This is a genomic window from Sphaerotilus sp. FB-3, assembly GCF_023706025.1.
GTDB classification, from domain to species: Bacteria; Pseudomonadota; Gammaproteobacteria; order Burkholderiales; family Burkholderiaceae_C; genus Sphaerotilus; species Sphaerotilus sulfidivorans.
The window spans coordinates 18281-36699 of record NZ_BQWE01000009.1; the positions used below are offsets into that span (position 1 = coordinate 18281).

Annotated in this window: 19 protein-coding genes; 8 read left to right on the top strand and 11 right to left on the bottom strand. The window is 70.9% G+C overall.

What is annotated here, in order from left to right:
* Positions 1-10: 10 nt before the first annotated feature.
* Positions 11-595: a tRNA (adenosine(37)-N6)-threonylcarbamoyltransferase complex ATPase subunit type 1 TsaE gene (gene tsaE, locus NFT33_RS04010; protein ID WP_149502719.1), complete on the bottom strand. Its 585-nt coding sequence runs from the start codon at positions 593-595 to the stop codon at positions 11-13.
* On the opposite strand from tsaE, the gene queG reads away from it, so the two are divergent.
* On the top strand, positions 569-1618 hold the full coding sequence (gene queG / locus NFT33_RS04015; RefSeq protein WP_376744122.1) for a tRNA epoxyqueuosine(34) reductase QueG: 1050 nt from the start codon (positions 569-571) through the stop codon (positions 1616-1618). The genes tsaE and queG overlap by 27 nt on opposite strands.
* Positions 1619-1645: 27 nt before the next feature.
* Here queG and NFT33_RS04020 read toward each other — a convergent pair whose 3' ends face one another.
* Entirely contained in the window at positions 1646-2557 is a 912-nt protein-coding gene (locus NFT33_RS04020) for an AEC family transporter (protein ID WP_251673342.1), read from the bottom strand.
* A 116-nt stretch (positions 2558-2673) separates the two neighbouring features.
* Here NFT33_RS04020 and NFT33_RS04025 point away from each other — a divergent pair, with 116 nt between their 5' ends.
* Positions 2674-3648 (top strand): tripartite tricarboxylate transporter substrate binding protein BugE, encoded by a 975-nt coding sequence (locus tag NFT33_RS04025; protein WP_251673344.1) that lies wholly within the window; start codon positions 2674-2676, stop codon positions 3646-3648.
* Between the two features lie 97 nt (positions 3649-3745).
* Here NFT33_RS04025 and NFT33_RS04030 read toward each other — a convergent pair whose 3' ends face one another.
* Positions 3746-4711 (bottom strand): porin, encoded by a 966-nt coding sequence (locus NFT33_RS04030; protein ID WP_251673346.1) that lies wholly within the window; start codon positions 4709-4711, stop codon positions 3746-3748.
* A gap of 262 nt (positions 4712-4973) precedes the next feature.
* A complete protein-coding gene (locus tag NFT33_RS04035) occupies positions 4974-5726 on the bottom strand; it encodes an amino acid ABC transporter permease (protein WP_220786315.1) in 753 nt (250 codons plus the stop codon).
* Between the two features lie 262 nt (positions 5727-5988).
* Here NFT33_RS04035 and NFT33_RS04040 point away from each other — a divergent pair, with 262 nt between their 5' ends.
* Positions 5989-6309, top strand: a complete 321-nt coding sequence (locus tag NFT33_RS04040; RefSeq protein WP_251673348.1) for a PAS domain-containing protein — start codon at positions 5989-5991, stop codon at positions 6307-6309.
* Positions 6306-7916, top strand: a complete 1611-nt coding sequence (locus NFT33_RS04045; protein ID WP_251673350.1) for a putative bifunctional diguanylate cyclase/phosphodiesterase — start codon at positions 6306-6308, stop codon at positions 7914-7916. The genes NFT33_RS04040 and NFT33_RS04045 overlap by 4 nt, the downstream gene beginning before the upstream one ends.
* On the opposite strand, the gene NFT33_RS04050 is transcribed toward NFT33_RS04045, so the two are convergent.
* The 3 genes from NFT33_RS04050 to NFT33_RS04060 all read right to left on the bottom strand — a co-directional run bounded on the left by NFT33_RS04050 (position 7865) and on the right by NFT33_RS04060 (position 10499).
* Positions 7865-8704, bottom strand: a complete 840-nt coding sequence (locus tag NFT33_RS04050) for a basic amino acid ABC transporter substrate-binding protein (RefSeq protein ID WP_251673352.1) — start codon at positions 8702-8704, stop codon at positions 7865-7867. The genes NFT33_RS04045 and NFT33_RS04050 overlap by 52 nt on opposite strands.
* 236 nt (positions 8705-8940) lie before the next feature.
* On the bottom strand, positions 8941-9909 hold the full coding sequence (hslO, locus tag NFT33_RS04055; protein ID WP_251673354.1) for an Hsp33 family molecular chaperone HslO: 969 nt from the start codon (positions 9907-9909) through the stop codon (positions 8941-8943).
* A gap of 62 nt (positions 9910-9971) precedes the next feature.
* Positions 9972-10499 (bottom strand): gamma carbonic anhydrase family protein, encoded by a 528-nt coding sequence (locus NFT33_RS04060; protein ID WP_251673356.1) that lies wholly within the window; start codon positions 10497-10499, stop codon positions 9972-9974.
* Between the two features lie 52 nt (positions 10500-10551).
* Between NFT33_RS04060 and NFT33_RS04065 the strand changes: the two genes are divergently transcribed.
* Complete coding sequence (locus NFT33_RS04065) at positions 10552-11376, top strand: ferritin-like domain-containing protein (protein ID WP_251673359.1); 825 nt, start codon at positions 10552-10554, stop codon at positions 11374-11376.
* Here NFT33_RS04065 and NFT33_RS04070 read toward each other — a convergent pair.
* From NFT33_RS04070 to pnuC, 3 genes are read right to left on the bottom strand one after another with little or no spacing between them, the layout of a single operon-like run.
* Positions 11315-12673, bottom strand: a complete 1359-nt coding sequence (locus NFT33_RS04070) for an acyltransferase family protein (protein WP_251673361.1) — start codon at positions 12671-12673, stop codon at positions 11315-11317. The genes NFT33_RS04065 and NFT33_RS04070 overlap by 62 nt on opposite strands.
* 23 nt (positions 12674-12696) lie before the next feature.
* Entirely contained in the window at positions 12697-13365 is a 669-nt protein-coding gene (locus NFT33_RS04075; protein WP_251673363.1) for an AAA family ATPase, read from the bottom strand.
* Complete coding sequence (gene pnuC / locus NFT33_RS04080; RefSeq protein WP_251673365.1) at positions 13362-14003, bottom strand: nicotinamide riboside transporter PnuC; 642 nt, start codon at positions 14001-14003, stop codon at positions 13362-13364. The genes NFT33_RS04075 and pnuC overlap by 4 nt, the downstream gene beginning before the upstream one ends.
* Before the next feature lie 189 nt (positions 14004-14192).
* Here pnuC and NFT33_RS04085 point away from each other — a divergent pair, with 189 nt between their 5' ends.
* The 3 genes from NFT33_RS04085 to glcF are packed head-to-tail and all read left to right on the top strand — an operon-like array spanning position 14193 to position 18085.
* The gene (locus NFT33_RS04085; protein WP_251673367.1) at positions 14193-15710 is read left to right on the top strand and encodes an FAD-linked oxidase C-terminal domain-containing protein; all 1518 of its coding nucleotides are present in this window, start codon (positions 14193-14195) and stop codon (positions 15708-15710) included.
* A complete protein-coding gene (gene glcE / locus NFT33_RS04090) occupies positions 15710-16825 on the top strand; it encodes a glycolate oxidase subunit GlcE (protein WP_251673368.1) in 1116 nt (371 codons plus the stop codon). The genes NFT33_RS04085 and glcE overlap by 1 nt, the downstream gene beginning before the upstream one ends.
* Before the next feature lie 24 nt (positions 16826-16849).
* On the top strand, positions 16850-18085 hold the full coding sequence (gene glcF / locus NFT33_RS04095; RefSeq protein WP_251673371.1) for a glycolate oxidase subunit GlcF: 1236 nt from the start codon (positions 16850-16852) through the stop codon (positions 18083-18085).
* Between the two features lie 31 nt (positions 18086-18116).
* Here glcF and ftsB read toward each other — a convergent pair whose 3' ends face one another.
* Positions 18117-18407, bottom strand: a complete 291-nt coding sequence (gene ftsB, locus NFT33_RS04100; protein WP_251673372.1) for a cell division protein FtsB — start codon at positions 18405-18407, stop codon at positions 18117-18119.
* Positions 18408-18419: the final 12 nt, after the last annotated feature.

The window sequence follows — 18419 nt, forward strand, 5'->3', positions numbered from 1 at the left end:
GTCCGGTTCTTCAGTTCATCGGGCTGGTCATCGGGCCCAAGGCATCCAGCAGCTGGCGGCCGTCGGGGCTGGCGGCCTGCCAGGTCACCTGGCGCCGTCCGTCGGTCTGCAGGTCCAGGGTCAGTGCCAGATCGGGCTGGGGCAGCAGGCCGGCGGCCTTGTCAGGCCATTCGACCAGCTTCAGGCCCGGGCTGGCGAACAGGTCGCGAAAGCCTGCATCTTCCCATTCCCGCGGATCGCCGAAGCGATAGAAATCGAAGTGCCAGACGCCCAGATCCGGCCAATCCGGCAATTCGTGCGGCTCGACGATCGCATAGCTGGGGCTCTTGATCCGGCCCTGCACGCCCAGCGCGCGCAGCAGGTGGCGCACGAAGGTGGTCTTGCCGGCACCGAGCGTGCCGTGCAGCGCGATGCAGGCGCGGCGGACCTGCGGCGTGCGGGCCAGCGCCTGCGCGGCGGCCTCGCAGTCGGCCTCGTCGGCCCAGGTCTGGTGGCGGGTTTCTAGAATCACCGGATGACGGATGACGATCGGGATGATGGGCAGCCGGCCCTGGACGGGCCTCGGCTGGTGCGGCAGCTGCGCGAGTGGGCGCATGCGCTGGGATTTTCCCAGATCGGCGTGGCCGATGTACATCTGGCTACAGCCGAACCGGGTCTTCTGGCCTGGCTGGAGGCGGGCTTTCACGGCTCGATGCAGTACATGGCCGCGCATGGCCTGCGCCGCGCGCGACCGGCCGAGCTGGTGCCGGGCACGGTGCGGGTGATCAGCGTGGCCATGCCCTACCTGCCGCAGGGCACGGCGCCGGGCTGGCGCGACGACGAGCGCGCCCGCGCGCAGCAGCCCGGCGAGGCGGTGATCTCGGTCTATGCGCGCGGGCGGGACTATCACAAGGTGGTGCGGGCGCGGCTGCAGCGCCTGGCCGACCGGCTTGCCGCCGAGATCGGACCCTTCGGTCACCGGGTCTTCTGCGACTCGGCGCCGGTGCTCGAAGTCGAGCTGGCGGGTCGCGCCGGCCTGGGCTGGCGCGGCAAGCACACGCTGCTGCTGGACCGCTCGGCCGGCTCGATGTTCTTTCTCGGCGAGCTTTTCGTCGATCTGGCGCTGCCGGTGGATCTGCCTGCCGAGCCGCACTGCGGGCGTTGCAGCGCCTGCATCGACGCCTGCCCGACCGCGGCGATCGTCGCGCCCTACCGGCTGGATGCGCGGCGCTGCATCAGCTATCTGACGATCGAGCACGACGGCCCGATTCCGGTCGAGCTGCGCGCGGCGATGGGCAACCGCATCTACGGCTGCGACGACTGCCAGCTCGTCTGCCCCTGGAACAAGTACGCGCGCATCAGCACGCTGGCCGACTTCGAGGTGCGCCCCGGCATGGGCGGCGCGACGCTGCTGCAGCTCTGGGCCTGGGACGAGGCGAGCTTCCTGCGCCGCACCGAGGGCAGTCCGATCCGGCGCATCGGCCATGCACGCTGGCGGCGCAATCTGGCGGTGGCGATGGGCAACGCCTGGCGCGAGACGGGTGACGCGGCGCTGGCCGAGGCGCTGCGCGCGGCCCGCGACGGTGCGGGCGAGCTGCTGGCCGAGCACATCGACTGGGCGCTGGCACAGCGGGTGTGAAGGGCGGGTGCGGGGAGGGCGGCGGGCTCAGCCGCCGTGCAGCGCCTGGAAGGCCGCCAGCGCCAGCGGCAGGCCGATCATGCCCAGCAGCGTCGAGGCGGTGACCAGACCGGCGACATAGGGTCCGTCGCCGCCCATGCGTGCGGCCAGCACGAAGCAGCTCGACGCGGTGGGCATCGCGGCGAACAGCAGCAGCACCTGGGCCTGGCCGGTCGGCAGCCCGAGCAGCAGGCCCAGCCCCAGTCCGACGGCCGGCAGCAGCGCATGGCGGATCGACAGCAGCGCCGCAGCCAGCCCCGGCGCCTTGCGCAGCCCGCCGAACTGCAGGCCCGCGCCCACCGCCATCAGTCCCAGCGGCAGCGCCGCCGCGCCGATGCGCGAGAGCGTGGTGGCCACCGGCGCCGGCAGCTGCAGGCCGGCCAGATTGCAGGCCAGTCCGGCCACGGTGGCCAGGATCAGCGGATTGCGGATCAGCTCGGCGCCGATGCGGTGGCCGCCGTGGCGCGCCAGACACCAGACCGCACCGACATTGCACACCGGCACGCACAGCGCGATCAGCAGCGCGACCCAGGCCAGTGCCTGCGCGCCGCCCAGACGCTCGGCCAGGGCCAGCGCGACATAGGAATTGAAGCGGAAGGCCACCTGCGCGCCGCTGGCCTGCAGCTTCGGGTCGATGCCGGGCAGCCAGCGCAGCGCGGTCGCCAGCGCGATGCCGGCCAGCACCGTCAGCACGCCGCCTGCGGCCAGGCCGGCGGTGGCGGCCGGCGCCAGCGGGCTGCGCACGATCGACACGAACAGCAGCACCGGGAACAGCAGCCAGTAGACCAGCCGCTCGACGCTGTCCCAGACCGGGCGGTTCAGCGCGGTGCGGTGGCAGATCGTCCAGCCAGCGACGATCAGCAGGAAGTCCGGGAGCAGCAGCAGGGCGGTGTCGAGCATGGCCGCAGCGTAGCCCGGCGCTCGAGGTTTTCCACTACGCGCGATCCACAGCAGCGGCTGCGGCCTTAGGATCGCGCGATCCTTGTCCTTGCTGCCGCTTCCCTGGAGTCCGCTGAATGAATCGTCGTCCGGTCCTTGCTGCCCTGGCCTCGCTGGCCGTCGCTCCGTTGTCGCTGCCGGTGCTGGCGCAGAGCTATCCGTCCAAGCCGGTGCGGGTCGTCGTGCCGTTCGCGCCGGGCGGCACCACCGACATCATCGCCCGCATCATGTCCGAGCGCATGGGTGCGGCGCTCGGGCAGACGGTGGTGGTCGAGAACAAGGCCGGCGGCGGCGGCATCGTCGGTGCGGCCGAGCTGGTCAAGGCGCCGCCCGACGGCCATGTGCTGGGCATGGCCACCGTCTCGACGACGGCCTCGAACCCGGCGATCAATCCCCGCACGCCCTACAACCCGCTGAGCGACTTCACGCCGATCATCAATCTGGCGGCCACGCCCAATGTCATCGCGGTGCATCCGAGCTTTCCGGCGCGCGACTACAAGACCTTTCTCGCGGTGCTGAAGAAGAGTCCGGGCCGCTACAGCTATGCCAGCTCCGGCACCGGCGGCATCGGGCATCTGCAGATGGAGCTCTACAAGAACCTCGCCGGTGTCTTTGTCACCCACATCCCGTACCGCGGCGCGGGGCCGGCGCTCAATGACACGGTTGCCGGTCAGGTGCCGATCATCTTCGACAACCTGCCCTCGGCTCTGCCCTTCATCCGCGAGGGGCGGCTGATCCCGATCGTGGTGGCCGCGCCCGAGCGTCTGGCGGTGCTGCCGAATGTGCCGACCTTCAAGGAGGTGGGGCTGGAGCCGGTCAACCGCATGGCCTTCTACGGCTTCGTCGGTCCGAAGGGGCTGTCGCGCGAGGTGGTCGACAAGATCTCGGCCGCGGCACGGCGCACGCTCGAGGATGCAGCGGTCAGGAAGCGCATCGAGGACACCGGCTCGCTGATCGTGGCCAACACGCCCGAGCAGTTCGCTGCGCAGATCCGCTCGGAGTTCGAGGTCTACCGCCAGGTCGTGGAGAAGCAGAAGCTGACGCTGGAATGAAGAAGGGCCGGTCGAGAGACCGGCCCTTCGGCATGTTCTGCAGCATGTCCTGCATCTGGCGGACCGGCTCAGCCGGCCCGCGATCCCGAAGGATCGATCAGAAGTTGTGGCGCACGCCGACCGCGACCGAGCTGAAGTCGGCGCCGTCGACACCGGTGGCGTAACCGACGTTGGCCTTGTTGTCGACCTTGGTCACGAAGCCGTAGACCTTGGTGCGCTTGCTCAGGTTGTAGTTGTAGCCGAGCGTGGCCTGGGTGGCTTGGGTGTCAGCCAGGTCGCCACGCTTGCCGGCGTAGCCGACGTTGACATGGAACTCCGAGGCGCCCAGGGTGTACATGCCAGCGACGCGGAAAACATTCCGGGACGCGTCGTTGATTTCGTCACGCTGGGCGTAGGCGGCCAGCGTGAACGGGCCCATGCCGTAGGAGGCACGCACGGCGAACTGGTTGTCCTGGTCGGCCTTGGTGTAGCCGGCGCCCAGTTGCAGCTTGCCCAGGTCGTAGTTCACAGCCAGGTCGACCGGACGCTTGCCGTTGGTGCCGCCTTGGGCGACGGTGCCGGCAACGGCTTCGGCGATCGAGGCTTCAGCCCACAGGCCCTTGACGAATTCCGGGGTGCGGTAGGCAACCTTGTTCACGTTGCTGCCGAAGTAGGTGTACAGCGCGTCGGCCGAGGTGCCGGTGTTATGGTTGTGCATGCTCACCACGTCGGCGGTGGCATAGAGCGACTCCTGGATGAAGTTGCCCAGGCGCAGCATGCCCAGCTTGCTCGACAGGTAGACCTCGGACTGGCGGCCCCAGAAGGTCGAGGCAGCCGCGCCGGTGGTCGGGTCGAAGCCGTGCTCGATGATGAAGCCGGCCTTCAGGCCGCCGCCCAGATCTTCTTCGCCCTTGAAGCCGATGCGCGAGTAGTTGTCCTCCAGCACGGTCTGCGTGTCGCTGCCGACTTTCTGGCGCTCGGCGGTGACGTTCAGGCGGCCGTACAGGGTGACGGAGCTTTGGGCCAGAGCCGCGCCGGAGGCCAGGGTGGCCAGCACGGCCAGAGCGATGGAGCGCTTGATCATGAGTTTCGTCCTAGAGAAGAGGAGTGAATTCGGGGTCCACGGCTTGCTCGAAAGGCGCCGATTGCGATCCATTCTAGGAGCGAAGATTCGGGGATATGCTGATTTGACGCGCTTGACGTGACGGAAGACGGTGTGTTTCGTTGTGATGAAACAACGCGGCACAAGGCTTGTGCGGTCTTCGCATCAGCCTCGGGCGTGATGCACCACACCGGGTTCGATGGGGCGCCGCCACGCCTGCGGTGTCCGTGGCCGTGGGGACAGGTCAGCGGCCGCGCAGATGCGCCGGGGCCTCCAGTCGCCGCGCCAGCATCGTCAGCACCAGGGTCAGGATCAGGTAGATCGCCGAGATCGCCAGATAGGGTTCCCAGTAGCGCGAGTAGGCGCCCGCGACGGTGCGCGCGGCCAGCGCGAGCTCGGCCAGGCCGATGGCCGACACCAGCGAGGAGTCCTTGATCAGCGTGACGCCCTCGTTGACCAGCGCCGGCATCATGCGCCGGAAGGCCTGCGGCAGGATCACGAAGCGCATGCTCTGCGCGTGGGTGAAGCCCAGCGAGTAGGCCGCCTGCGTCTGGCCAAGGTGGATGCTCTGGATGCCGGCGCGGAAGATCTCCGAGATGTAGGCGCCGGCATTCAGGCTCAGCGCCACGCAGCCGGAGAAGAAGGCGCCGTGTTCCTGGCGGAAGGTGCGTGCGACCTCGCCCGACAGCAGCAGGCCGGTCTCGGGATGGACCAGCGCCGGCATCAGCGCGAAATGCACCAGCAGGATCTGCACGAACAGCGGCGTGCCGCGGAAGAAGGTGACATAGGCGGTGGTCAGGCCGCGCAGCAGCTTCATCAGCAGGGCCGTCGTGCCCGAGCGGGGCTTCGGCGCGCTGGCCGAACTGCTGATCAGGCCGAAGGCCACGCCCAGCACCAGTCCGGCCAGGATGGCCACCAGGGTCAGCTTGATGGTGGTCACCACGCCAGCGGCGAACAGCGGGCCGTAGCCGGCGAGGATGTCCCAGCGAAGATCCATGATCGGGAAGGAAGGAAAAAGAAGGTGGAAGGTTCGGCACAGGCGGGTCATGCCCGTGGCAGGTGCGCGAGTCTACGCGCCACGCCGGCCGATGTTGAGCCGGACCCACCCTGAGCGGCTGCGGCCCGTCTCGGCATGGCCTGTGCATGGTGCTGGCATGGCGCAGGCATGACTTCAGCGAGCAAGAGGGGTGCCATCGCAGAATATGTCACGAAAAGGAGCAGTTCCCCTTGGACGTGCCTGCTTCCTGAGGGCTACTGCAGTGCATCAATTTCTCGAGGACGTCGGCATCATGGACGCTCAGGGAGCAGGGAAAGACACCGTGTCGGATACAGCGCCGGGCTCAGGGCCGCAAGCTGGTGGCCTGCGTGCGAGCGCCCCGCCGCAGGACGGGGGCAGCCTCTGGGCGGCCGGTGCCGATCTCACGCGCATTCTCTTCCGGGGCCTGCCGGATCTGGCCTGGCTGAAGGATCCGCAAGGGCGCTATCTCTGCTGCAACGCCGCCTTCGAGCGCATCGTCGGCTGCACCGAGGCCGAGCTGCGCGGCCGCACCGACGTTCCGGCTACCCGGCCGAGGAGGTGATCGGCCGCAACCCGCGCCTGCTGCACTCCGGCCGGCAGGGGCCGGCCTTCGCGGCCCGGATGTGGCGCCAGCTGGCGGTGCATGACCGCTTCCAGGGGGAGTTCTGGAACCGGGCGCGTGATGGCCGGCTGTATCCGCTGCTGCAGACGATCACCGTGCTGCGCGACGAGGTCGGGCGCATCACCCACTATGTCGGCGTCGGCACCGATCTGTCGCGGCTGCACGAGGCCGAGCAGCGCTCGCATCACCTGCGGCTGCATGACACGCTGACCGATCTGCCCAACCGCCAGGTGATCGCCACCCGGCTGCACGAGGCGATCGAGACCCGGCGCGGCAGCGATCGGGCCGGCGGGGTGACGCTGCTGGTCATCGGGCTCGATGGCTTCAAGTCGATCAACGATTCGCTGGGCCATGCCGCCGGCGACCGGGTGCTGGTCGAGATGGCCGAGCGGCTGCGGGTGCTGGCTGGCGGGCAGAGCTTCGTCGGCCGGCTCGGCGGCGATGAATTCGTGGTGATGCGGGCCGATGCCGGGCTGGAGCGGGTGCAGGCCGAGGCGCGCGACTGGCTGGCCGCGCTGGCCGAGCCGATCGAGCTGCAGGGCCATGAGGTGACCATCACCGTCTCGATCGGCCTCGGGCACTTTCCGGAGGACGGCGACAGCGCCGACACGCTGCTGCGCCATGCCGAGAGCGCCCTGCGCGGCGCCAAGGGCGAGGGCCGCAACACGCTGCGTCGCTACGATCCGCTGCAGCCCCAGGCCTCGCTGGAGCGGCTGCTGCTGCTGTCGTCGCTGCGCCGTGCGGTGCCGGCCGGCGAACTGCACGCCTGGTACCAGCCCAAGCTCGACCTGCACAGCCGCGAGCTGGTCGGCGCCGAGGCGCTGGTGCGCTGGCTGCATCCGGAACTGGGCTGGGTGTCGCCGGCGCAGTTCATCCCGGTGGCCGAACAGACCGATCTGATCGTGGCGATCGGCGAGCGCATGCTCGACACCGTCGCGGCGCAGGTCGCGCGCTGGCATGTGCAGGGGCGCGGCTGGCTGCCGGTGGCGGTGAACCTGGGCGCACGCCATTTCGCCGACGCGGGCCTGCCGGCGCGGCTGCAGGCGCTGCGCGAGCGCCACGGCCTGCCGCCGGGCGTGCTGGAGCTGGAGATCACCGAGTCGATGCTGATGACTGCCGGCGGCGCGCCCGAGCAGCGTCTGGCCGAGCTGCGCCAGGCCGGCGTGAAGCTGTCGATCGACGACTTCGGCACCGGCTACTCGAGCCTGTCCTACCTGAAGCGGCTGCCGGTCGACACGCTGAAGATCGACCGCAGCTTCGTCGCGGCGATCGAGAGCGACCGCCGTGACCTGAGCATCGCCACCACCATCATCGCGCTGGCGCGCGGCCTGGGCCTGACGGTGGTCGCCGAGGGCGTCGAGACCGAGGGCCAGCGCGAGCTGCTCGAGCAGGAAGGCTGCGCCCAGGGCCAGGGCTGGCTGTTCGCGCACGCGATGCCACCGGCCGAGTTCGAGGCCTGGTGGCAGGTCTGGGCCCCGTCACCGGGGCCGCAGGATCACTTCGATGCGGCGGCGGCAGCCGGTGCGGCGCCGAACCAGCTGGCGTAGATCTTGTCGTAGGTGCCGTCGGCCTTGATGTCGGCCAGGCCCTTGTTGATCTTCTCCAGCAGCTCGGCATTGCCCTTCTTGACGACGATGCCGTACTGCTCGGGCGTGAAGGAGGTGTCGCTGACGGTCTTGAACTTGGAGCCGGCGTTGTTGGCCACATAGTGGATGACCACGCCGTTGTCGGCGACGACCGCGTCGACGCCGCCCGACTCCAGCTCCTTCAGCGCCAGCGGGGTCGACTCGAAGCGCTTGATCGCGGTGCTTTCCTTGCCGATCAGCTTGGTCACCACCTCGTCGCCGGTGGTGCCGGTCTGCACGCCGACCTTCAGCGTCTTCAGGTCCTCGAACTTCGCGACCTTCGAGTCTTCCTTCACCGCGATCAGCTGCTGCGCGTCGAAGTAGGGCGCCGAGAAGTCCATCGTCTGCTTGCGCTCGTCGGTGATGGTGATCGCCGACACCAGCAGGTCGCGGTCGCCCTGGGCGACGGTGTTGAACATGCCCTCCCAGGGCGTGTTGACGAACTTGACCTGGATGCCCGCCTTCTGCGCCACTGCCGAGACCACGTCGATGTCGAAGCCGACGATCTCGCCCTTCTCGTTCTGCGACTCGAACGGCGCGTAGGCGGCATCGGTACCCACCACATAGACCCGTGCGGGCGGCGCATCCGCGGCCGAGGCGGCGGCCGCCGGCGCGGCTTCTTCCTTCTTGCCGCAGGCGGCCAGCGTCAGCGCGACGGCCAGGGCGGCGCCGGTCTTCAGGAAACGTCGGGTGGTCAGGGAGATCGTCATGGAAGTCCTTCTGGGAATACAGGAGTACCTTGCAGTTTAGGGGCCGTCCGCACTGGCGGCCACTGCCCGGAGCTGGAGTCCTGACTCAACGCAGATTCCATGCCGGGGCCGGATGCGGCCTGCGGTGTTTCACGCACCCCCGAATCGGACGGAAAACCGTCCGGCTCAGGCGGCCAGGCGTCCGGCGGGGCGGATCTCCGCGCCTGCGGCGCGGCGCACCGCACCGCCTTACCGCCTCACTGCATCGTGCCGCTGCCGCTCGGGTGGTCGGCGGCCGGCACGAACAGCGCGCTGGCGTCGATGCGGTCGAAGGTGTACTTGGCGCCGCAGAAGTCGCAGCCGACCTCGATCTCGCCCCGCTCTGCGATCACCGAGTCCACCTCCTCGCGGCCCAGGCCGACCAGCATGCGCGCGACCCGATCGCGCGAGCAGGTGCAGCCGAAGCGCGGCGTCTGCGGCTCGAACAGGCGCAGGTCTTCCTCCCAGAACAGCCGGCGCAGGATGGTCGGGGTGTCGAGCGCGAGCAGCTCCTCGCGCTTGAGCGTCGCGGCCAGATGGGCGATGCGGTTGTAGCCCTCGTGCAGCCGCGCCTCATCTTCCTCGGAGCGCACCTCGAGGTTGCCGGCGCCCTCCAGCGGCAGGCGCTGGATCAGCAGCCCGGCGGCGACCTGGTCGTCGGCGGCCAGGATCAGGCGGGTCTCGAGCTGCTCGGACTGCAGCATGTAGTGCTCGAGCACCTCGGAGAGCTGCTGCATCGGCTCACCCTGCTCGCCGTGCAGCGGCACGACGCCCTGGTAGGGCTGCTGGCCGGGCTGGCGGTCCTTGGGGTCGAGCGTGATGACGCAGCGGCCCTGGCGGTTGGCGTCGAGCATGGACTTCAGCGAGGCCTCGGCCGGCACGTCGCCCACCACCTTGGCGGTGGCGCGCACCGTCAGGTCGGGCTGGGCCTCGGCCACCGCCAGCTTGACCGGGCCGTCGCCCTGGATCTGCAGCACCAGCGCGCCGTTGAACTTGATGTTGGCTTGCATCAGCGTGGCCGCGGCGCTCATCTCGCCCAGCAGCTGGCGCACTGGCGCCGGATAGCCGCCGGCGGCCTGGCGCCGCGCCAGCATCTCGGTCCAGGTGCCGGTCAGGCGCACCAGCACGCCGCGCACCGGCAGGCCTTCGAAGATGAACTTGTGCAGCTCGCCGCCGTGGATGGTCATGGACAGGTCCTTGTTCGGGAAGAAAGGGGAGGCAGGTGCGGGCACCGGGGCGCAAGTCAAGGTCAGCGGTCGATGCGGCGCAGCCCGTCGCGGTGGCGCCGGGCGTTGTCGACATAGTGGGCCGCGCCGTGCTGGAAGCGCTCGGCCTCCTCGGGCGTGAGCGTCTTCACCACCTTGGCCGGGCTGCCCAGGATCATCGCGTAGTCCGGAAACTCCTTGCCCTCGGTGACCAGGGCGCCGGCGCCGACGACGCAGTGCCGGCCGATGCGCGCGCGGTTGAGCACGATCGCGCCGATGCCGATCAGCGAGCCGTCGCCGATGCTGCAGCCGTGCAGCATGCACTGGTGGCCGACGGTGACGTTCTCGCCGATCACCAGCTCGATGCCGGCGTCGGTGTGCAGCACCGAGTTGTCCTGGATGTTGCTGCCGCGGCCGATGCGGATGCGGTCGGTGTCGGCACGCACCACGACGCCGTACCAGACGCTGCTGTTCTCGGCCATCTCGACCTGGCCGATGACATCGGCGCTGTCGGCGATGTGCGCCGTCTCGTGGATCTGCGGAATGTGCTCGCCGAGCTGATAGAGGGCCATCGTCTCTCCTTGAAACGGTAACGGTGCGGCGGAAGGGGGCAGAATTCTACGGATGGACCTGAGACAGATGGCCCTGGGGGCCTTGTGCGTGACCGATCCGGTGCGCAAAGCATACGCGGTGCAGTCGCTGTGGGCGCAGCTCGAGGCGCGCGATCCCGGCCTGCGCATCGACACCGCGCAGCTGATCGCCGCGCCCGAGGGGCTGCCGGGCCGGCCGCCGCTGCCGCGGCTGGTGCCGGCGGTGGAGGTGCCGCCGCGTTCGCCCTTCACGCCGGAGGGGCGTGCGGCGCTGCTGCATGCGATCGCGCACATCGAATTCAACGCGATCAATCTGGCCCTGGACGCCGTCTTCCGCTTTCCGGGCCTGCCGGAGAAGTTCTACATCGACTGGATGCGCGTCGCCGCCGAGGAGGCGAAGCACTACCTGCTGCTGGCCGCGCATCTGGCCACGCTCGGCCATGTCTACGGCGACTTCGACGCGCACGATGGCCTGTGGACGATGACCTGGAAGACGCGCGGCGACTTCGTCGCCCGCATGGCGCTGGTGCCGCGCACGCTGGAGGCGCGCGGGCTCGATGCCACGCCGCTGATCCAGGCCAAGCTGCGCAAGGCGGGCGACCTGGCGGCGGTCGAGATCCTCGATGTGATCCTGCGCGAGGAGGTCGGCCATGTCGCCATCGGCAATCACTGGTACCGCTGGGCCTGCGAGCGCGAGGGGCTCGATCCGGTGTCGCACTACCGCGAGCTGGTGCGCCAGTACGCGCCGCCGCGGCTGCGCCCGCCCTTCAACCGCCAGGCGCGGCTGGATGCCGGCTTCAGCGAGACCGAGCTGGCCTGGCTCGAGGCAGGATCGCCCACGGACGAGACGGCGCCCTGAAGCCGCGCCGGTGGGCCGCGTCCGCCCGGCCGCGCACCACCGCCGAGGTGGCGCGGTCGAGCGGCGGCGCGGCGGGGGCGGGAGCCTGCGCGGTCGGTGCCGGCGCCGGCCGTGACAGCCAGTGCCGGCGCAGCGCCAGCGCCGGGCGCTCGATCAGCCGCCAGGACAGCCAGCCGATCGCCCAGCACAGCGTGCCGCTGGCCAGCAGGTAGAGCATCGCCACCGCAGGATCGGCGCTGCTGTCGCTGCCGGTGAGCTGGCGCAGCAGCGGCAGCCCGATCAGGTCATGCACCGGCTTGTGGAAGAGGTAGATCGCGTAGCTGTAGCGGCCGAAGCTGGCCAGCACCCGGCCGCGCAGCAGCCGGCTGGCACCGCCCTGCAAGGCACCACGGGCGTGGGCGCGGTCCACCAGCACCGCCCAGGCGATGATCGCGGTGCAGCTCAGCGTCAGCAGCGTGTAGCCGCCAATCTGCGCCGCGTCCCCCAGGCGCCGGAAGCCGCCGCTGAAGGCCGCGGTCAGCAGCAGCAGCACGATCGCCAGCCGCAGCAGATGGGCGCTGCGCCAGCGGGTCGCGCCGTGCAGCGCGCGGCCTGCGTCCCAGACCGCCAGCGCGGCACCGGCGGCCAGCGCATCGATGCGGCTGATGGTGAAGGTGTAGACCGCCTCCTGCGGCAGGCCCAGGTTGAGCATCAGCAGCCGCGCCAGCGGGCTGGCGGCGATCAGCACCAGGCACAGCAGCCAGACATCGCGCAGGCCCATGCGCCACAGCAGCAGCGGCCACAGCAGATAGAACTGCTCCTCCACCGACAGCGACCAGACATGCGGCAGCGGCCCGCCGCCAGGCTCGAAGGGCGTGGTCCAGTTCGACAGATGCAGCCACAGCCAGGCGGTGCTGAAGTGCGAGGGGTGCGGCAGCGTCACGCCCAGCATCGGCAGCGCGACGGTCAGCAGCAGCAGCGCGATCCAGTACAGCGGCAGGATGCGCAGGCCGCGCTTGACCAGGAAGTCGCGCATCCAGCCGGGCTGGCCACGGCTGGCCAGCAGGCCGCGGGTGATCAGGTAGCCGCTGAGCACGAAGAAGAGCTGCACCCCGATCCAGCCGACATAGAGCGTCTCCTTCAGCAGCGCCACCGCCAGCGGCCGGTCGGCCGCCGGTGCCAGCACATCGAGGTTGTGCAGCAGCACCAGCACGATCGCCAGGCCGCGCAGGCCGTCGAGCGAGGGCAGGTGCTCCGGCCGGTCGGCCAGGGCACGGCGGGCAGCGTTCGAGGTGGAGGGCAGGGCGGTCGGCTTCACCCGATCGATGCTGCCACATCCTGTTACGTGTGGGCTGATCGGGCCAGCCCGTGCCGCTCGCATGCGGGATCGCCGCAGCGGCCGCAGACATGATTCCACCGGATCTTCGGCTTCGGGCCGCGGCTGCGCTGCCACGCCTGCCAGGCGGCCCATGCCGCCTGCAGCCGGACCTCGCCCTGGCCGGCGATCACCGAGAAGCCCAGCCCCGCGCCCAGCAGCAGTCCGCGCAGCAGCCGGTCCACCGGCGCGCGCACCTGCGGGCCGTCGCGCTGCAGCCCGTCGGCGACCCAGGGCAGGTCGGTGGCCATCAGCAGCGTCAGGTCGGCCTGGCGATGCGCGGCCAGCGCCGCCTCGTGCAGCGAGCGGTCACCGAAGATCAGCTCGCTGTAGACCGCGGTCATCAGCGAGGTGGTGTCGGCCACCACCACATCGACCGGCAGCAGCCGCGCATGCCGAGCCGCGGCGATGCGCCGGCTCTGCTCGGCGGCGATCGCGGCCTGCTCGTCGGGGCGGGGCGTGCGGCCGTGCTGTTCGCAGAACTCGCGCAGGTATTCGTCGATGCAGACCGCCTCCAGCCCGTCGGCGCGCAGCCGGGCGGTCAGCGTGCGTGCCAGCGTCGACTTGCCGCAGCTCTCCGCGCCGACGATGGCGATCAGCGCCGCCGGCCGCGCCGCACCCAGGCCCGGGTTCACGGCTGGCGGACCTGCGCACGCCAGGCTTCCCAGCCCAGCGCCGACAGCACGACGAAGATCGCGTACAGGATGACCGTCAGGTACAGGCCCTTGTAGGCGAACAGCGCGGTCGCCACCAGGTTGACGCCGATCCAGGTCGGCCAGTTCTCGACATACTTGCGCGCCAGCAGCCACTGGCCGATCAGGCTGAAGGCGGTCGGGAAGGCATCCCAGTACGGCACGTCGGTGGGCGTGCGGGTGTCGAGAAACCAGCCGATGGCCGGCCACAGCAGCAGTCCGGCGCCGAAGACCGGCAGCCAGGCGCGCCGCGGCAGATGGCGCACCTGCAGCGGCGCACCCTGGTCGGTGCCGCGCAGCCACTGCCACCAGCCCCACAGCGAGACCACCGCGAAGAAGATCTGCAGCGAGCCGTCGCCGTAGAGCTGGTAGCTCCAGAACAGCCCGAAATACAGCAGCGAGGACACGATGGCCAGCGGCCAGGCCACCGGCATCACCCGCATGTTGGCCGCCACCATCGCCAGCGACAGCACGAAGGCCACCATTTCCAGCCAGGTGAAGGGGGCCTCCCACAGCGTGAAGGCCGGCACCAGCAGCGGCTGCAGGGCCAGGGTCAGGGCATCGGGGGTGGGCGTGGTCATGGCGGCGTTGGGATCCAGACAATCGGGAAAAAGCGGGCCGCGATCATGGCACGGCATGGAACCCCGTCCATGCGGGTTGCTGCGGACCTTGAAAAAGCTTCATGGCGCGGGCCAACAACTCTCAATCCGCGCGCAGGAGGCTGCCGTGATCATCGCGCACCCCGTTCCGAACCCGCCCCGGGAGGAGACATGAGCCTGATTCGAACAGAACCCTCGGAAGATCGCCCTGAGCGCGCTGCCCACGCCGGTCGGCCCGATGCCGCGGCCGTGCTGGCGCGCCTGCGCGAGGTGCTGCCCGCACATGCGCTGCTGTCGCGCCGCGGCGAGCTGACGCCCTACGAGTGCGACGGCCTGACCGCCTACCGCGAGCGTCCGCTGCTGGTGGCGCTGCCCGAGACCGAGGCGCAGGTCGCCGCGGTGCTCAAGGCGTGCCACGCGATGGGCGTGCCGGTGGTGGCGCGCGGCGCCGGCACCGGCCTGTCGGGCGGCGCGATGCCGCACCGCGACGGCGTCACGCTGTCGCTGGCGAAGTTCAGCCGCATCCTGCGGCTCGATGCCGAGGCCGGTCTGGCGGTGGTGCAGTGCGGCGTGCGCAACCTCGCCATCAGCGAGGCGGCCGCGCCCCACGGCCTGTACTACGCGCCCGATCCGTCGAGCCAGATCGCCTGCACCATCGGCGGCAATGTCGCCGAGAACTCCGGCGGCGTGCACTGCCTGAAGTACGGCCTGACGCTCCACAACGTGCTGAAGGTGCGCGGCTTCACCGCCGAGGGCGAGCCGGTCGAGTTCGGCGGCGAGGCGCCCGACATGCCAGGGCTGGACCTGCTCAGCGTGGTCGTCGGCAGCGAAGGCATGCTGGCGGTCATCACCGAGGTGACGGTCAGGCTGGTGCCGAAGCCCCAGCTGGCGCGCTGCATCATGGCGAGCTTCCCCACGGTGGAGGCCGCCGGCGACGCGGTGGCGGCGGTGATCGCCGCCGGCATCATCCCGGCCGGGCTGGAGATGATGGACAAGCCGATGACCGCCGCGGTCGAGGACTATGTGCACGCCGGCTACGACCTGGACGCCGCGGCCATCCTGCTGTGCGAGAGCGACGGCACGCCCGAGGAGGTCGAGGAGGAGATCGGCCGCATGAGCGCGGTGCTGACGCGCTGCGGCGCCAGCCGCATCGAGGTCAGCCGCGACGAGGCGCAGCGCCTGCGCTTCTGGTCCGGGCGCAAGAACGCCTTTCCGGCCTCGGGGCGCATCAGCCCCGACTACATGTGCATGGACTCGACCATCCCGCGCAAGCGCCTGGCCGACATCCTGCGCGCCATCGCCGAGATGGAGCAGAAATACCAGCTGCGCTGCTGCAACGTCTTCCATGCCGGCGACGGCAACCTGCATCCGCTGATCCTGTTCGATGCACAGGACCCGGACCAGCTGCGCCGCTGCGAGCTCTTCGGCGCCGACATCCTGGAGACCAGCGTGGCGATGGGCGGCACGGTGACCGGCGAGCACGGCGTGGGCGTCGAGAAGCTCAATTCGATGTGCGTGCAGTTCTCGCCCGCCGAGCGCGAGGCGATGCTGGCGCTGAAGACCGCCTTCGATCCGTCCGGCCTGCTCAATCCCGGCAAGGTCATTCCGACGCTGCACCGCTGCGCCGAATACGGCCGCCTGCATGTGCGCCGCGGCCTGCTGCCGTTTCCCGAACTGGAGCGTTTCTGATGAGCGTGGTGAAGAATTCCGACGCCGCGCTGCAGCCGCTGCGCGAGCGCATCCTGGCCGCGGGCCGCGCCGGCACGCCGCTGGCGATCCGCGGCCACGGCTCGAAGGCGGGCCTGGCGCCCGACGCGGCGCGGCCGGCCGACGGCGCCGAGCCGCTCGACCTGACGATGCTGTCGGGCATCAGCGCCCATGAGCCCAGCGAGCTGGTGGTGACGGTGCGCGCCGGCACGCCGATCGACGCGCTGGAGGCCGCGCTGGCCGCCGAGGGCCAGCACCTGGCCTTCGAGCCGCCGCGGCTGCAGACGCCGGGCGCGCGCGGGCGCGGCACGGTGGGCGGCATGGTCGCTTCCGGCCTGTCGGGCCCGGCGCGCATGGCCGCCGGCTCGGTGCGCGACCATGTGCTGGGCGTGACGATGCTCGACGGCCGCGGCGAGCTGCTGAGCTTCGGCGGCCAGGTGATGAAGAACGTCGCCGGCTATGACGTCTCGCGGCTGATGGCGGGCTCCTGGGGCCGGCTGGGCGTGCTGTGCGAGGTGTCGCTGAAGGTGCTGCCCGAGCCGGTGGCGGGCCTCACGCTGCGCTTCGCGATGGGGCAGGCCGAGGCGCTGGCGGCGCTGACCGGCTGGTCGCGCCGGCCGCTGCCGCTGCAGGCCAGCGCCTGGCACGAAGGCGTGCTGATGCTGCGCCTGGCCGGCGCGCAGGCGGCGGTGGACGCGGCGCGGCGCGAGCTGGGCGGCGAGCCGGTGGCGGCGGCGGAGGCCGCGGCCTTCTGGACCGCGCTGCGTGACCGCCGCCATGCGCTGTGGCAGTTCGCGGCCCAGGGCCTGCCGGCGGGGCAGCGGCTGTGGCGCCTGGCGGTGGCGCCGCATGCGCCGACGCTGAAGCTGCGCGGCAGCGGCCTGATCGAGTGGCACGGCGGCCAGCGCTGGTGGCTGACCGACGAACCGGCGGAAGCAGTGCACGCCGCCGCCCGCGCGGCCTGCGGCCATGCCGAGCTGCAGGCCGGCGGTGCGCCGGGCGAGGCCCGCGCCGCGCCGCTGCCGGCGGTGCAGGCGCAGATCGAGCGCCGCCTGCGCCAGACCTTCGACCCGCACGGCCTGTTCACCCGCGACTGACCCTGCATTGATCCCGAGCCTGCCATGCACACCGAACTGTCCCCCGAACACGCCGGCACCGCCGACGGCGAGGCCGCCCGCGCGCTGCTGCAGAAATGCGTGCACTGCGGCTTCTGCACCGCGACCTGCCCGACCTACCAGCTGCTCGGCGACGAGCTGGATGGCCCGCGCGGCCGCATCTACCAGATCAAGAACCTGCTCGAAGGCGAAGCACCGACGCGCGAGCTGCAGACCCACCTCGACCGCTGCCTGACCTGCCGCAACTGCGAGAGCACCTGCCCGTCGGGCGTGCAGTACGGCGAGCTGGCCGAGATCGGCCGCCGGCTGGTGGATGCGCGCGTCGAGCGCCCGGCCACCGAGCGCCTGGTGCGCTGGGCGCTGAAGGAGGGCCTGACCTCGCCGCTGTTCGCGCCGGCGCTGCAGCTCGGCCAGGTGGTGCGCCCGCTGCTGCCCGAGGCGCTCCAGGCCAAGGTGCCCGAGCGTCGCGAGGCCGATGCACGCGGCTGGCCGCAGAAGCGCCACGCGCGGCGCATGCTGATGCTGGCCGGCTGCGTGCAGCCGGCGATGTCGCCGGAGATCAATCCGGCGACGGCGCGGGTGCTCGACGCCGCCGGCATCGAGGTGGTGCTGCCCGCGGGCGCGGGCTGCTGCGGCGCGATCCGCGCGCATCTGAACGACCGCGATGGCGGCCTGGCCGACATGCGCCGCAACATCGACGCCTGGTGGCCGCTGATCGAGCGCGGCGAGGTCGAGGCGATCGTCATGAACGCCTCGGGCTGCGGCGCCACCGTCAAGGAATACGGCCACCATCTGGCCGGGGACGCGGCCTATGCGGCCAAGGCGGCCCGGGTGAGCGCGATGACACGCGACCTCAGCGAGCTGCTGCCCGAGCTGGTGCCGGTGCTGAAACCGAAGCTGGCGGCGGCCGCGCAGGCGGGGCGGCTGGCGCTGCATCCGCCGTGCACGCTGCAGCATGCGCAGAAGCTCAAGGGCGGTCTGGAGGCGGGGCTGCGCGCGCTGGGCTTCACGGTCGTGCTGCCGGCCGACAGCCATCTGTGCTGCGGCTCGGCCGGCACCTACTCGGTGCTGCAGCCGGCGCTCTCGAAGCAGCTGCGCGAGCGCAAGCAGGCCAGCCTGGCGGCGCTCGAGCCCGACACCGTCGTGTCGGCCAACATCGGCTGCATCACGCACCTGCAGGCAGGCTGCGCGACGCCGGTGCGGCACTGGGTGGAAGTGCTCGACGCCGCGTTGCGCGGCTGAGCGCCCTTCAGGGCAGCGTTCCGGGCCCGGTTCAGGGCGGAGTCTGGCGGCCGCCCTGGGGATACTGGACCAGGATCTCGTCGGGCTTGACCATGCCGAGTTCGCGGCGGGCGCGCTCCTCGATGATCTCGGTGCCCTCGCGCAGGTCGCGGATCTCGGCCCGCAGCTGCTCGTTGCGCACCCGCGCCTCGGCATTGCGGGCCTGCCGGTCGGCGACCTGCGCCGAGAGCTCGCGCACGCGCGGCATGCCGTGCTCGCCGAACCACAGCCCGGCGTGGGTCAGGCCCAGCAGGGCCACGAGGGTCACGGTCACGAGGCGCATGGGCGAGCGGGG

Excerpts from the sequence above, each read along its gene's own strand:
- tsaE (WP_149502719.1), bottom strand. The coding sequence starts at position 595 with ATGCGCCCACTCGCGCAGCTGCCGCACCAGCCGAGGCCCGTCCAGGGC.
- NFT33_RS04020 (WP_251673342.1), bottom strand. The coding sequence starts at position 2,557 with ATGCTCGACACCGCCCTGCTGCTGCTCCCGGACTTCCTGCTGATCGTC.
- NFT33_RS04025 (WP_251673344.1), top strand. The coding sequence starts at position 2,674 with ATGAATCGTCGTCCGGTCCTTGCTGCCCTGGCCTCGCTGGCCGTCGCT.
- NFT33_RS04030 (WP_251673346.1), bottom strand. The coding sequence starts at position 4,711 with ATGATCAAGCGCTCCATCGCTCTGGCCGTGCTGGCCACCCTGGCCTCC.
- NFT33_RS04035 (WP_220786315.1), bottom strand. The coding sequence starts at position 5,726 with ATGGATCTTCGCTGGGACATCCTCGCCGGCTACGGCCCGCTGTTCGCC.
- NFT33_RS04050 (WP_251673352.1), bottom strand. The coding sequence starts at position 8,704 with ATGACGATCTCCCTGACCACCCGACGTTTCCTGAAGACCGGCGCCGCC.
- hslO (WP_251673354.1), bottom strand. The coding sequence starts at position 9,909 with ATGACCATCCACGGCGGCGAGCTGCACAAGTTCATCTTCGAAGGCCTG.
- NFT33_RS04060 (WP_251673356.1), bottom strand. The coding sequence starts at position 10,499 with ATGGCCCTCTATCAGCTCGGCGAGCACATTCCGCAGATCCACGAGACG.
- NFT33_RS04065 (WP_251673359.1), top strand. The coding sequence starts at position 10,552 with ATGGACCTGAGACAGATGGCCCTGGGGGCCTTGTGCGTGACCGATCCG.
- pnuC (WP_251673365.1), bottom strand. The coding sequence starts at position 14,003 with ATGACCACGCCCACCCCCGATGCCCTGACCCTGGCCCTGCAGCCGCTG.
- NFT33_RS04085 (WP_251673367.1), top strand. The coding sequence starts at position 14,193 with ATGAGCCTGATTCGAACAGAACCCTCGGAAGATCGCCCTGAGCGCGCT.
- glcE (WP_251673368.1), top strand. The coding sequence starts at position 15,710 with ATGAGCGTGGTGAAGAATTCCGACGCCGCGCTGCAGCCGCTGCGCGAG.
- glcF (WP_251673371.1), top strand. The coding sequence starts at position 16,850 with ATGCACACCGAACTGTCCCCCGAACACGCCGGCACCGCCGACGGCGAG.
- ftsB (WP_251673372.1), bottom strand. The coding sequence starts at position 18,407 with ATGCGCCTCGTGACCGTGACCCTCGTGGCCCTGCTGGGCCTGACCCAC.